We start from the raw sequence: 13,334 nt of genomic DNA on the forward strand, positions 1-13,334 counted from the left end.
CTGTTGCTAGCATGAGTGGGCTATCAGATCCCCACGTAAAAAAGTGATTTTAGTGATTTTTTGGAGCAGTTTTGCCTAATTCTACGCAAGAGATGAAGTTCGAAAATTATCGTCCTCGTCCGCCGCAACCCGAACCTAAGGCCAAGCCTGAGCGTAAGGCGAGATCTAAGGGACGTGCATGGTTTCTATTTTTTATTTTGATACTCTGTTTAACCATTTTAATTGGTCAAGAGATTAAGACTTCTTTTTATCAGGCAAAATACATTAACCAATATGCCCAAAAACTCACCTATGAGTTGAGAAGCGAACCAACATCATCGGTTATCTACCCAAGTTATGGTCCATTCGATGAGCGCCATGGTTACAGCAAATTGCCCCAGTATATCGACAGATTATTGCAGCGTAATTTTCAGATCACTCAGCAAGTGGCATTTTCGCCAGCATTGCAGGAATACGCACAATTAGGATTTTTCCCGCCTTACCATGAGAAAGCGCAATCGGGACTCACTTTACTCGACTGCCGTAACACCGATCTATACGAGTTTACCTACCCTAAACGTGTCTATCAGGATGACGATAAGATCCCTAACGAGATCATCAATACCTTACTGTTTATCGAAAACCGTGAGTTATGGACAACCGAAGAAAAACTTAACCCAGTGATCGATTGGCCACGATTTGTAGTGGCGGGAATGAGTCAAATTGCTGAAATGCTAGGGATGAATGTCTCCACCGCGGGTGGTAGTACACTGGCGACCCAGATTGAGAAGTTTCGCCATTCTTCCCAAGGTTTAACCTTGAGCATTAAAGATAAATTATTGCAGATTGGTTCTGCCACTGTGCGTGTGTACCAGCAGGGTGAAAAAACGGAACCCGCCCGTAAACGTATAGTGCAAGATTATTTAAATACTGTGCCTTTATCCTCCGCGCCCAATCACGGCGAAGTGCATGGGATTGGTGATGGACTTTGGGCATGGTTTGGTACCGACTTCGATACGGCAAATCAGTTATTAGCCTCACCCCAAATTAAAGCGAATGCGGCTAAGCGTGGGCAAGTGTTCCGCCAAGTGGTTGCCCTGATGATTGCCCAGCGTCGACCTTCCTATTATTTGTTACAAGGCCATGAAGATCTTGAAAATTTAGTCGATAGCCATATTCGATTGCTCGGTCAATACTACCTGATAGACCGTGGCCTAAGGGATGCAGCATTAGCACAAAGATTGCAATTTAAGGTAGCTAAACCCCAACGTAATACCCAGTCATCGGGGGCCGATAAGGGCGTTAACACTATCCGTATCCGCACCGCAGGGATGTTAAATGTCGGCTTATATGATTTAGACCGATTAGATCTTACGGTCAATAGCAGCCTGCACAGTGAATTGCAGCAACAGGTCAGCCATTACTTGCGCAGCCTTGGAAAAGTGTCAACTGCGGAGCAGGTCGGCCTGTTGGGCGAGCGTTTACTGGAACCCAGCCAACTGCAAAATGTGCTCTATAGTTTTACCTTATACGAGCGTACTGATACGGCTAACCGCGTTCGGGTGCAGACCGACAGTACCGACCAACCCTTTGATATCAATGAAGGAAGTAAGTTAGAACTCGGCTCGACCGCAAAACTACGTGTATTAGCGACCTATCTGGAAATCATTGCTGAGATCCACGATAAGTATTCGAAAAAGCACGGGATTGAATTAGAGTCGATCATTATAGAACCACGGGATCACCTAACGCGCTGGGCTATCGATTATCTAATTGCCAATCCAGATAGACGCCTCGACCGCATGTTAGATGCTGCCCTACAACGGGAATATTCCGCGTCGCCAAATGAGCAGTTCTTCACTGGCGGTGGATTACATGTGTTTAATAACTTTAAAAAGACGGAGGATCTTAAAACTCCGACCATGTACCAGGCGCTGCAAGACTCGATTAACTTGCCCTTTGTGCGCTTGATGCGTGACATAGTGAACTACAGCAGCAGTATGCAAAACGAAGGCAATATGGCCCAGCTGCTGCGTAATGATAAAGATCCCCGCCGTGAGGAATATTTACGGATATTTGCCGACCGTGAAGGCAATACCTTTGTGACTAAGTTTTACCGTAAATATAAGAAAGTGGCGCCTAACGAACGCTTAGAGCTGTTCTTTGATGGCCAAACCCAAGCGGAGCAACAGCTCACTGCGGCCTATCGGTATTTGCAGCCCAATGAGTCTATCGCCTCCTTTAAGGCCTTTTTACAGCAGCGCTTGCCACAAAATAGCTACAGCGATAAGCGCATTAAAGAGCTGTATAACAAGTACGGCCCAGAGAAATATAACTTGCCCGATCAAGGCTATATCGCGCGGGTTCATCCCTTAGAACTATGGGTACTCGATTATTTAAACCAACATCCAGAGGCTAACTTAAACGATGTGAAAGAGGCCAGTAAGGATGAGCGTCAGGAAGTGTACCGTTGGCTCTTTAGAACTCGGCATAAGAACGCCCGTGATGTGCGAGTACGGGTGATGCTAGAAGTCGAGGCCTTCCTCGATATTCACCAACGTTGGGCGCGTTTAGGCTATCCCTTTGAATCTATGGTGCCTTCTTTAGGTTCGGCGCTGGGCAGCTCGGGCGACAGGCCCGCTGCGCTGGCCGAACTGATGGGGATAATTCAGAACGATGGCGTCAGATTAGCCACAGTGCGTATTAATCAATTGCATTTTGCGGCGGATACTCCCTACGAGGTTCGGCTGCAAAATCAACATACCCAAGGTGAGCGCGTGATGCGCCATGAGGTGGCTCAAGCCCTCAAGGCAGCATTGGGTAACGTAGTGCAAAATGGCACAGCAAGGCGTTTAAAAGGCATTTTCACCGATGAGAATGGGGCCATGTTGGCCATAGGCGGCAAAACGGGCACGGGGGACAACCGCATTGTGACCCAAATGCAGCAGGGCCGAAAAGTCGCCACGACGGCGATGAATCGCACTGCCACCTTTGTGTTTTATTTAGGGGATAACTATTTTGGTACCCTAACGGCCTTTGTGCCGGGCAGTAAGTCCGATGATTTTAGCTTTACCTCGGCGCTGCCACTGCAGGTGATGAAGGGCATGATGCCGATACTTGCGCCCTATGTGAAAAATCAAAAGGGAATGTGTGTCGTCGAATCGGCGATGGAATAGTTGTCGAGATGGGAATAGTTGCCAACTATTTTTGATATTGGGCTTCGTTAAGATAACTATTTATTTTACCAAGAGAAACCCCGCGTAAATTACGCGGGGTTTTGTTTATTACTCTTCTAAATTCACATACTGTTTTCGGTCTAAATCATATTTACGCATTTTGTCGTATAAGGTTTTACGGGGCAGTTCGAGTTGCTCCATCGTCAGTTTAATGCTGCCCTTATTATGACTTAAGGCTTCTTCAATCAGCACCCGCTCAAAAAATTCGACCCGTTGCAGCAATGACATGCTGGAGTGCAGGCTAGGGGTATTTCCTAGACTACCTGCAAAGGCGGCTTCTCCCCCGAGGAGCACGTAACGCTCGGCGAGATTCCTGAGCTCGCGCACATTACCCGGCCAGTCGTGTGAGGTGATAATGGCATTTTGCTCGGCATTGAGGGGGATAAGCGCCTTGTGGTATCGCGCCGAAGCGACTCGAGCAAAGTGTAAAAATAACAGGGGGATATCTTCGCGGCGATCCCTCAGCGGCGGGATTGGCACTGTGACTAAGTTTAAGCGGTAGAGTAAGTCTTGGCGAAATTCCCCCGTGTCGCACAGGCTCTTTAAATCCACCTTAGTGGCAGCAATCACCCGAATATCTAAATTGATACTCTTGTTTGAACCTAAGCGTTCAACCTTACGATCCTCAAGTACCCGCAGCAGTTTGACTTGCAGCGATAGCGGCGTACTTTCAATCTCATCTAAAAATAACGTGCCGCCATTAGCGTATTCAAATTTACCTATACGCATTTTATCTACGCCGGTAAAGGCGCCAGCTTCGGCACCAAATAGCTCGCTTTCAATAAGATTTTCAGGGATGGCGCCACAGTTAATGGCAACGAAATTGGCTTGGTTGCGGCTGCTATGGTCATGTAAATAACGGGCAACGAGCTCTTTGCCTGTGCCAGTTTCGCCTTCAATTAACACATCGGCGGGGGTATCTATCACTTGATCTATGATATGGCGCATACGGTTAATGCCAGCACTGTGACCTAAAATCCGCGGCCCCGGAATACTTTGACTTTCTAACTCTTTCTTTAATTTACGGTTTTCTAAGGTTAAGCTACGTTTGTCAAGGGCGCGTTTCACCACATCGAGCATATGTTCGTTGTTGAAGGGTTTTTCGAGGAAATCATAGGCGCCTTGCTTTAATGCGCAGACCGCCATGGCAATATCACCAAAACCTGTGAGTAGCACTACGGGGAGATCGGGGTCCTGTTGGCGAATTTGCTGCATCAGGCTGATGCCATCGAGTTGTGGCATATTGACGTCGGAGATCACGACCCCAGCCCAGTCTCTGTCGAGTAATTTGGCTATCCCTTTAGGATCGGTAGTGGCGAATGCTTTAATGCCTTCGAGTTCAAATAGCTGTACTAAGACAGTGCCTATATGAGGCTCATCATCGATGATAAGCACCGAATAGTCTTGGATTGATGTGGGCAAACTCATATTGACGGGCGTTCCTCGAGCAAATAAATCGGTAAAATAATGTGAAAAATAGCGCCGCCGTCTTCGGCATTGGCGACATTGATCTGACCCTGCATAGATTCAATAATACGTTGTGAGATAGATAATCCTAGCCCAAGGCCATGGCGTTCGTTAGTGGTGAAATAGGGCTCGAAGATTTTTTCCATTTGGCTTTCCCTGACCCCGGGGCCGGAATCTTGGATGCTGATACAGAATTTATCTTCACTGGTGACGCGAATAATTAAACGCCGTTTAACCGAGAGTTGCATGGCGACAATGGCGTTACTCATAATATTGACAAACACTTGCTGTAATCTCACCTTATCGCCCCAGACTTGGTATTGTCCTTCGGGCAATTGTACATCTAATTCAACCCCTTGCTTGTCAATTTCGGGTTGTACTATCGTCAATGCCTGCCTAATACAGCGGTTAATATCGGTGGCGCTGTCGGTGCCCTGGCTCTTGCGGGTAAAACTTTTAAATTGGCCGACAATATCGGCGAGCCTATCTGTGAGTTCGATAATAATCTTAAGATTATCCAATGCCTTATCCTGCATATTCCGTGCAAGAAAAGTTTGAGTATTCTGCGCATAGCTGCGTAGGGCGGCTAAGGGCTGGTTGAGTTCATGGTTAATACTGGCGGACAGACTGCCTATCACGGTTAATTTTGCCGCTTGGATCAACTCATCTTGGGTATCTTTTAGGCGATTGTTTGCCTGTAGCAGATCTTGAGTTCGCTCTTCAACCCGTTGTTCAAGCAGGTTTTGCGCCAGCTGCATGCGTTGCAGGTTGCGACGTCGCTCACTGCTAAAGAGGATGCCCAGTGCCAGTAACAGATAAATGGAGGCCGACAATAACATCATTGCAGGCATAGACTCGAGCAGTGGCTTCATCGGAGAGAGAATATGCACGCGCCAACCTGCCTTGGTCATCAAATGATGGGTGTCCATATACTGGGCTAGGTCATTGCCCGTGCGTATTTGATAAATATGATCGCCGTTGTTACCCTTTTCTTGGTATTGGGGTTTCATTAACAATTCCCCTATGGGGCGTTCGGCGTAGCGTTTTGAGGCGTTCAGTGCGTACTGTTTTGCTTGCGTTAGCGGCGTGAGAGATCTTAGGCGCCATTCGTCGACGCTGGAAATAAACACTATGTCGTCGGGATCGCTGATCAAAAACTGATATTGGCCCGCCATCGCTATGCTAGTGCTTTGCTGTTCTATATCGGCAATATCCACTTTGACGATAATGGCACCGAGTATGCCTTTGCCTCCCCGTTGATAAATGGGATATGAAAAGTAAAAACCGCGTTTATCTGAGCTGGTTCCCACCGCATAGTAACGGCCTAAATTTCCCGAGATGGCATCGGTGTAATAGGGTCTGAAGGAATAGTCTTTACCGATAAAAGAGAAGATCTGTTGCCAGTTACTGGCGGCAATGGCAATCCCTAATGCATCGATAAGATAAATATCTGATGCTTCTGTAACATGCTGTATTTCCTCTAAATAGAGGTTTAATTCTTGGATTTTGTTCGGGTTTCGCTGATCGTTAAGCACATTTGCCAGCATAGGATTTGTTGAGAGCACATGGGGAATGCTTTCGTAGCGGGAGAGGGCGCCATCTAAAAAGCTAACGAGTTCCTTTAACTGTTTTTCCGATTGCTGTTGGATCTCCACTTTACCCTGATGCAGATGTACCCAATAGGTTAATTTCAAAATGGCAAATAGGCCCGCGAGTAGCGCTATGGTCAGCAGAAGACGTTTCTTGGCTTTGGGCGTCATGGGTAGCATTGCGGGTAATCCTGATTATCACTTAAGGCAAAACAAAGCGAGCCTGAGTAGGCTCGCTTAAAAACTAACTAGAATCAAGGGATAATCTTTATCCCTTGAGATTAATATCCGCTCAGCTTATCGAGCAGTTCGGGTAAAAATAGTGATATTTGTGGTACATAGGTGATAAGGATGAGGAAAGCCAACATCACGGCCAACCATGGGATCACGGATTGAATAACCCAACCAATACTGCGGCCTGTGATCCCCGTCGTCACAAAGAGGTTGAGTCCCACCGGCGGTGTTAGCATCCCAATCTCCATATTCACCACCATGATGATGCCTAAATGGATAGGATCAATCCCCAATTGAGTTGCTATAGGGAAAAGGATTGGCGCCATAATCAGCACAATGGCCGAAGGCTCCATAAAGTTACCCGCAGCCAGTAGCAGTAAGTTAACGATGATCAGGAAGCCCCAAGCGGGTAAGCCCATACTTACTATATATTCGGCAATAATGTGTGGAATGCGCTCTGTGGTTAACACATGGGCAAACAGCATAGCGTTAGCGATGATAAACAGCAGCATAATGCTAACTTTGGCACCATCATGCACTACATGGCGGATCTCTTTATCGATAGGTGTTTTAATCAGCCCAAGCACCATATGGCCTAAGTTACGAGCGATAGCGCTTGAAATGGCTTCATTCGGGTTGCGCCATGGGACATTTTTCAATGGACCAATATCACGGTAGCCAAATACCGCAATAAAGTACGCATATATACAAGCCACAGCGGAGGCTTCGGTCGGGCTGGCTACACCACCGTAGATTGACCCTAATACAATGAAAATTAGTGCTAAACCGCCAATTGCTTTTGCACTGGAAATCCCCAATTTTTTAAAGCCAGGGAAGGGGCGAGAAGGCAGATTTTTAATTCTTGCGACAATGTAGATCACTATCATGATTAAAAATCCCAGCAGTAAACCTGGAATTAAGCCTGCCATAAATATTCTGGCCGCTGACACTTCCGTTGCCGCCGCATAAACCAGCATTACAATTGAAGGTGGGATCAAAATGCCCAGCGTACCCGAAGTGGTAATCACGCCTGCAGCGAATTTTTCGGGGTAACCCGCTTTCACCATTCCCACGATAACGATAGAGCCAATCGCCGCAACGGTCGCAGGGGATGAACCTGAAACTGCGGCAAATAGCATACAGGCCATCACGGATGCCATGGCTAAACCACCACGAATATGGCCAATACTGTCCATCGCAAAATCGATAATCCGTCTAGCAACACCGCCGGTGGAGAGGAAGGCTGAAGACAGAATAAAGAAAGGAATAGCCAACAACGTATAATGCTCAGATGAAGACTCATAGAGTTTTAGTGCAATTGAGGCTAGAGAGTCATTGGAGAAAAATAAAATCGTCAGCATGCTAGAAAAACCCAACGCAATTGCGATTGGCATGCCTAAAAACATACAGACGAGCAGGGCGGTAAATAGAGTTGCAATAGCCATTATTTAGCCTCCTTGTTATCAGTATCCGATGTCAGAGCGGTATGTGCCTGTTGAGCACTTTCATCAATTAAATGCATACTTTCCTTCGCTTCATCGGCAAATTGGAGGCCAGAAACTTGGTTGCGTAAAATGGCAATAAAGAGCTCCAGAAAACGCCAGGTGAGCATACTAAAGCCAATCAGCAGAATACTTTGAGATAACCATATGGGCACTGCACCATCTTCAACATCGATTTTCAGGGTATTCCATGCAAAGTCAGGGTCTAAATTGCTTAGCAGGATACTCGGGAAGTGGATATCTTCCATTGGCACACCGACTTGGTACATTTGCGATAGGTAAGACCAACTACCTTTTAGAAAGAGTCCACAGTAGGTTAAGCAAATTAAGGCTGTAATTAAGGATGTGATCTTCTTAGCCTTAGGTGGCAGGTTTTTCACAAAGGCATCTACACCAATGTGCGCACCGACTTTTACGCCATAGGACATGCCAAATAACACAAACCAACCACAGAGGGTTAATGTGAGTTCTTGGATCCATAAAAAACCGGAATTGAAGAAAAATCGGGCTACGACCTCGGTAAAAACGAGTAGTGTCATTAAGGTGATCAATAGATTGAGCACACCTTCTTCAAAGTAACCAAAAATTCGCGATATCACAGCTGTACCCCTCGCTCAAATACCGCTTAACCCCGGAATAGAGTTAAGCGGCTTATTGTCATTATTGTTTATTTGCTGCAACAGCGGCTTCAATCACATCTTTACCGACTTGATCTTCAAACTTAGCCCAAACTGGCTTCATTACATCGACCCATTGTTGGCGTTCAGCAGGTGTTAAAGTCACTAGGGCAGAGCGTTTAGAATCAAGGATTAACTTCTTATCTTCGTTGTCTTTCTCGGCCGCGATTTTATTACCCAAGGCAATGGATTCATCTAATGCTTCTTTGATGATCTTACGTTTGTCAGCGGGTAAGCCTTTCCAGAACGCATCAGAAGTCACGACCATGTAATCTAAGACACCATGGTTACTTTCAGTAATATGGCTTTGAACTTCATAGAATTTTTGTGAGTAAGTGTTAGACCAAGTATTTTCTTGACCATCGATGGCGCGGGTTTGTAGCAGGGTGAACACTTCAGAGAAAGGTTTTTTCACTGGGATGGCACCGACGGCATCAAACTGAGCCGCTAAAACGTCAGAGGCCATAACACGGAACTTAAGACCCTTAGCATCGGTAGGTTGCTTCAGCGGGGTATTGGCAGAGAATTGTTTCATACCATTGTGCAGATAGCCTAAACCGACAATTCCCTTGCGGCTCATAGAGTTCAGCAGCGTTTGGCCTGCTTCACCTTGTTGGAAACGGTTTACAGCGTCCATATCATTAAATAAAAATGGTAAATCAAATACTTGTAGACGTTTAGTGTAACGCTCAAATTTAGAGAGTGAAGGGGCCACAAATTGCACATCGTTTAACAAAAGTGCTGCTAACTCATTGTTATCCCCAAATAACTGTGAGTTAGGGAATACGCTGACAGTGTATTCACCCGGTAAGCGTTGCTCGACTAGTTCTTTAAATTTAAGTGCCATTTGGCCCTTTGGGGTATTTTCCGCAACAACGTGGGAAAATTTGATTTCAACTGGGGCGGCGAACAGGTTAAAGCTAGTTGCGAACACCGAGGCGAGGGCGAGCATTTTTGCAACGGTTTTCAATGGGCGGGTGATTCCAATCTGTTGATTTAATGTCATTTTGAGTTCCTTTTTCTGTTGTTAGGATTTGTCCCCAGTCTTGGTTAGTTTGTTACCAAGTGTGAGTAGGAATACAGCCTTGATTTCCCTGAGGTCTGTCTTACTAAAGGCAAATACCACGCCAACTTACGCAGCTTTCTGTAAGTGTTTGGTTACTAAAGTGTAGTTGATTTGATGTTTGTCACACTTTTAGTTTAATGGGTGAGATCTCGCTCACGATTATTTTGGCTTTGGGTGGAAATCCACCCAAATGGTTATTTCAGCTTTGCTGATGAGTATTCTGTCATTGCTGATTAAGTAAGCGTAATTAGTTATTTTTAGATCAAAATGAGTTTAAAAAATGACTGAGTTTAAAAGGTTGATGCCCTGGTTTAAGCGAGGAGAAAGCCGTATTGAAGGAAATAATATCTAGCTCTGAGTTATAGAGCGTTGAAAAATCAGTCGTCGTCAGCGCCTATGCGTTTAAGAATTGCATCGCTCGGAAGCAGTTCTAAGTGGCCGCGTTCATCGAAATACCAACCTGTGATATAGCCTTTTTGGCGCATGCTCACCAGATTCTGCATGACTTCCCGCGCTTCCTTTAGGGCGGTTTGCTCATCGCAGGCGTGGGTGTGTTTTAGGTAAGCCGCAATATGGGTTAAGGAGGCGGATTGGCTGACACTGGCCATAGTGTTGATCTCCAAGTATGCCAAAGGCAGAGTGTGATCAGGCAAGGGTTGCAATCGTATTTGGTATTTAACGGGAGTATTAAACGTGAAATAACCAATTAAATACGCGCTGATCTAGATCAAGCATAGTTGAGTCGGGCTGAGGGTAAAGTTTATGGGGGAAAAAGTATGGTGGTCGCTACTGGGCTCGAACCAGTGACCCCCTCCTTGTAAGGGAGGTGCTCTCCCAGCTGAGCTAAGCGACCTGGGATAAATTGAGTATTGCAGAATATGGTGGTCGCTACTGGGCTCGAACCAGTGACCCCCTCCTTGTAAGGGAGGTGCTCTCCCAGCTGAGCTAAGCGACCTGGGATAAATTGAGTATTGCAGAATATGGTGGTCGCTACTGGGCTCGAACCAGTGACCCCCTCCTTGTAAGGGAGGTGCTCTCCCAGCTGAGCTAAGCGACCTGGGATAAATTGAGTATTGCAGAATATGGTGGTCGCTACTGGGCTCGAACCAGTGACCCCCTCCTTGTAAGGGAGGTGCTCTCCCAGCTGAGCTAAGCGACCTGGGATAAATTGAGTATTGCAGAATATGGTGGTCGCTACTGGGCTCGAACCAGTGACCCCCTCCTTGTAAGGGAGGTGCTCTCCCAGCTGAGCTAAGCGACCTGGGATAAATTGAGTATTGCAGAATATGGTGGTCGCTACTGGGCTCGAACCAGTGACCCCCTCCTTGTAAGGGAGGTGCTCTCCCAGCTGAGCTAAGCGACCTGGGAATTCTTACATACACAAGGCTAAGTCATTATTCATATGATGAATGGTGGTCGCTACTGGGGTCGAACCAGTGACCCCCTCCTTGTAAGGGAGGTGCTCTCCCAGCTGAGCTAAGCGACCTGGGAATGACTTATACAGTTAAAGCGTTATATGGTGGTCGCTACTGGGCTCGAACCAGTGACCCCCTCCTTGTAAGGGAGGTGCTCTCCCAGCTGAGCTAAGCGACCTGGGATATAACGGCTTGTAAACCATAACATTATTATTTAATAAAGCTATGGTGGTCGATACTGGGCTCGAACCAGTGACCCCCTCCTTGTAAGGGAGGTGCTCTCCCAGCTGAGCTAATCGACCTCGCTGTGTGGAGCCGTATTATAGGGAGGTTCGATCTAGTGTCAACGCTTTTTAATGAAAAAAGCATTGGTCGCGCTATTTTTGTTCGCATTGGCTTATTGTTAATCACGCCATCAATCAAAGTGTTACTTTATTAAGCCGTTAAGATATTGAATAGCTTTCCGTTACTTGTTGGGTCGCCAGCTTAATAAGTGAATTGGTGATTGATTAGTATTGTATTGCCCAGACTTTTGGACTGATTTTCAGTGAATAGGATGATGGCCTATATAAAGGTTGCTTATATAAAGGAGGCGTGACTTGGTAGGGGGATTTTATGAGATATATGCTGCTGGCCTGTATGGCCCATTTGCAGCGCAGACTTTGACTGTTAGAATAAGCGCACTTTTTACTGTGATTGTCTTTATCTAGACGACTTTATATAGGTTAGTGTCCCATTATGACAACTAAGACGCGTTTTGCCCCTAGCCCAACAGGCTTTTTGCACGTGGGCGGTGCCCGTACTGCACTTTATTCTTGGTTACAAGCCCGCGCCAATAATGGTGAGTTTGTATTACGTATCGAAGATACGGATATTGAACGTTCGACTCAAGCAGCTTGCGATGCCATTTTAGAAGGCATGAATTGGTTAGGTTTGACTTGGGACGAGGGCCCGTACTATCAAACTAAGCGTTTTGATCGTTATAACGAAATCATCGCGCAAATGTTAGAGCAGGGCACGGCATATAAATGTTATTGCTCGCGCGAACGCATCGATGCCTTAAGAGAGTCACAAGCAGCAAATGGTGAAGCGCAAAAATACGATGGCTGCTGCCGTGATTTGCCAGCGCGTGTTCTGTCAGCGGGTGAGAGTGACGAGCCATTTGTGGTGCGTTTTAAAAACCCTATCGGCGGTTCAGTGGTATTTGATGACCATGTCCGTGGCCGCATTGAATTCTCAAACGATGCATTAGATGACCTGATCATCGCCCGTACCGATGGCGTGCCGACCTATAACTTCTGTGTCGTCGTAGACGATTGGGATATGGGGATCACTTGTGTGGTACGTGGGGAAGATCATATTAATAACACCCCGCGCCAAATCAACATCCTTAAAGCGCTTGGTGCACCTATTCCTGAATATGCCCATGTATCGATGATTTTGGGTGATGACGGCGCTAAGTTATCTAAGCGTCATGGTGCGGTGAGCGTCATGCAATACCGTGATGATGGCTATCTACCCGAAGCACTGCTCAACTATTTAGTGCGTTTAGGCTGGTCACACGGCGATCAAGAAGTTTTCTCTCTCGAGGAAATGAAGCAATACTTTAAGTTAGACGATATTAACAAGGCGCCTTCTGCTTTTAATACTGAAAAATTAGTTTGGTTGAACCAACACTATATTAAGACGCTCGATCCTGACTATGTAGCTTCTCACTTACAGTGGCATATGGACGACCAAAAGATTGATACTTCAAATGGTCCTGCCTTATCTGCCGTTGTCACTGCATTAGCTGAACGCGCTAAGACCTTAAAAGAGTTGGCCGCCTCTAGTCGCTATTTTTATGAAGACTTCGCAGAGTTCGATGCTGAGCAGGCGAAAAAGCATTTACGTGGTGTAGCACTTGAGCCATTACAATTAGTACAGCAAAAGTTAGCCGCATTACCTGAGTGGACTGCTGAGGCGATTCATCAGGCGATTGAAGATACTGCGACTGAATTAGAAGTCGGTATGGGCAAAGTGGGTATGCCATTACGCGTTGCTGTCACTGGAGCAGGGCAGTCACCGGGCCTTGATATTACGTTATTTTTAATTGGAAGAAGCCGTTCTGAGCAAAGAATATCCAAAGCGATTGAATTTGTAGCAGATAGAATAAATTCCTAAAAAACG

The 13,334-nt window shown here is 46.2% G+C and carries 8 protein-coding genes and 9 tRNA genes; 2 read left to right on the forward strand and 15 right to left on the reverse strand.

The window, feature by feature from the left end; genetic code table 11:
* Positions 1 to 71: 71 nt before the first annotated feature.
* Positions 72 to 3,155, forward strand: a complete 3,084-nt coding sequence (locus MJO46_RS19105) for a transglycosylase domain-containing protein (RefSeq protein ID WP_253990685.1) — start codon at positions 72 to 74, stop codon at positions 3,153 to 3,155.
* Between the two features lie 108 nt (positions 3,156 to 3,263).
* Here the strand turns inward: MJO46_RS19105 and MJO46_RS19110 are convergent, their stop codons facing one another.
* The 15 genes from MJO46_RS19110 to MJO46_RS19180 form a co-directional block, all read right to left on the reverse strand.
* A complete protein-coding gene (locus tag MJO46_RS19110) occupies positions 3,264 to 4,643 on the reverse strand; it encodes a sigma-54 dependent transcriptional regulator (protein ID WP_253990686.1) in 1,380 nt (459 codons plus the stop codon).
* Complete coding sequence (locus tag MJO46_RS19115; RefSeq protein ID WP_253990687.1) at positions 4,640 to 6,451, reverse strand: ATP-binding protein; 1,812 nt, start codon at positions 6,449 to 6,451, stop codon at positions 4,640 to 4,642. Before MJO46_RS19115 ends, MJO46_RS19110 begins: the two co-directional genes overlap by 4 nt.
* 101 nt (positions 6,452 to 6,552) lie before the next feature.
* Positions 6,553 to 7,950, reverse strand: a complete 1,398-nt coding sequence (locus tag MJO46_RS19120) for a TRAP transporter large permease (protein ID WP_253990688.1) — start codon at positions 7,948 to 7,950, stop codon at positions 6,553 to 6,555.
* Positions 7,950 to 8,606, reverse strand: a complete 657-nt coding sequence (locus tag MJO46_RS19125; protein ID WP_253990689.1) for a TRAP transporter small permease — start codon at positions 8,604 to 8,606, stop codon at positions 7,950 to 7,952. Before MJO46_RS19125 ends, MJO46_RS19120 begins: the two co-directional genes overlap by 1 nt.
* 61 nt (positions 8,607 to 8,667) lie before the next feature.
* The gene (locus MJO46_RS19130) at positions 8,668 to 9,690 is read right to left on the reverse strand and encodes a TRAP transporter substrate-binding protein (RefSeq protein ID WP_253990690.1); all 1,023 of its coding nucleotides are present in this window, start codon (positions 9,688 to 9,690) and stop codon (positions 8,668 to 8,670) included.
* A gap of 437 nt (positions 9,691 to 10,127) precedes the next feature.
* Positions 10,128 to 10,358 (reverse strand): hypothetical protein, encoded by a 231-nt coding sequence (locus tag MJO46_RS19135; protein ID WP_198783566.1) that lies wholly within the window; start codon positions 10,356 to 10,358, stop codon positions 10,128 to 10,130.
* A gap of 169 nt (positions 10,359 to 10,527) precedes the next feature.
* Positions 10,528 to 10,603, reverse strand: a tRNA-Val gene (locus tag MJO46_RS19140).
* Between the two features lie 26 nt (positions 10,604 to 10,629).
* Positions 10,630 to 10,705: transfer RNA gene (locus MJO46_RS19145), tRNA-Val, on the reverse strand.
* 26 nt (positions 10,706 to 10,731) lie between these two features.
* Positions 10,732 to 10,807: transfer RNA gene (locus MJO46_RS19150), tRNA-Val, on the reverse strand.
* Positions 10,808 to 10,833: 26 nt separating this feature from the next.
* Positions 10,834 to 10,909 (reverse strand) — tRNA-Val (locus tag MJO46_RS19155).
* 26 nt (positions 10,910 to 10,935) lie between these two features.
* Positions 10,936 to 11,011, reverse strand: a tRNA-Val gene (locus MJO46_RS19160).
* A gap of 26 nt (positions 11,012 to 11,037) precedes the next feature.
* A tRNA-Val gene (locus tag MJO46_RS19165) sits at positions 11,038 to 11,113 on the reverse strand.
* Positions 11,114 to 11,160: 47 nt separating this feature from the next.
* A tRNA-Val gene (locus tag MJO46_RS19170) sits at positions 11,161 to 11,236 on the reverse strand.
* A gap of 31 nt (positions 11,237 to 11,267) precedes the next feature.
* Positions 11,268 to 11,343: transfer RNA gene (locus MJO46_RS19175), tRNA-Val, on the reverse strand.
* A 48-nt stretch (positions 11,344 to 11,391) separates the two neighbouring features.
* Positions 11,392 to 11,467 (reverse strand) — tRNA-Val (locus MJO46_RS19180).
* 436 nt (positions 11,468 to 11,903) lie between these two features.
* On the opposite strand from MJO46_RS19180, the gene gltX reads away from it, so the two are divergent.
* Positions 11,904 to 13,328: a glutamate--tRNA ligase gene (gene gltX, locus MJO46_RS19185; RefSeq protein WP_253990691.1), complete on the forward strand. Its 1,425-nt coding sequence runs from the start codon at positions 11,904 to 11,906 to the stop codon at positions 13,326 to 13,328.
* Positions 13,329 to 13,334 lie beyond the last annotated feature (6 nt).

Source organism: Shewanella sp. KJ2020 (genome assembly GCF_024197625.1).
Classification (GTDB): Bacteria; Pseudomonadota; Gammaproteobacteria; order Enterobacterales; family Shewanellaceae; genus Shewanella.

Excerpts from the sequence above, each read along its gene's own strand:
- MJO46_RS19110 (WP_253990686.1), bottom strand. The coding sequence starts at position 4,643 with ATGAGTTTGCCCACATCAATCCAAGACTATTCGGTGCTTATCATCGAT.
- MJO46_RS19115 (WP_253990687.1), bottom strand. The coding sequence starts at position 6,451 with ATGCTACCCATGACGCCCAAAGCCAAGAAACGTCTTCTGCTGACCATA.
- MJO46_RS19120 (WP_253990688.1), bottom strand. The coding sequence starts at position 7,950 with ATGGCTATTGCAACTCTATTTACCGCCCTGCTCGTCTGTATGTTTTTA.
- MJO46_RS19130 (WP_253990690.1), bottom strand. The coding sequence starts at position 9,690 with ATGACATTAAATCAACAGATTGGAATCACCCGCCCATTGAAAACCGTT.
- MJO46_RS19135 (WP_198783566.1), bottom strand. The coding sequence starts at position 10,358 with ATGGCCAGTGTCAGCCAATCCGCCTCCTTAACCCATATTGCGGCTTAC.
- gltX (WP_253990691.1), top strand. The coding sequence starts at position 11,904 with ATGACAACTAAGACGCGTTTTGCCCCTAGCCCAACAGGCTTTTTGCAC.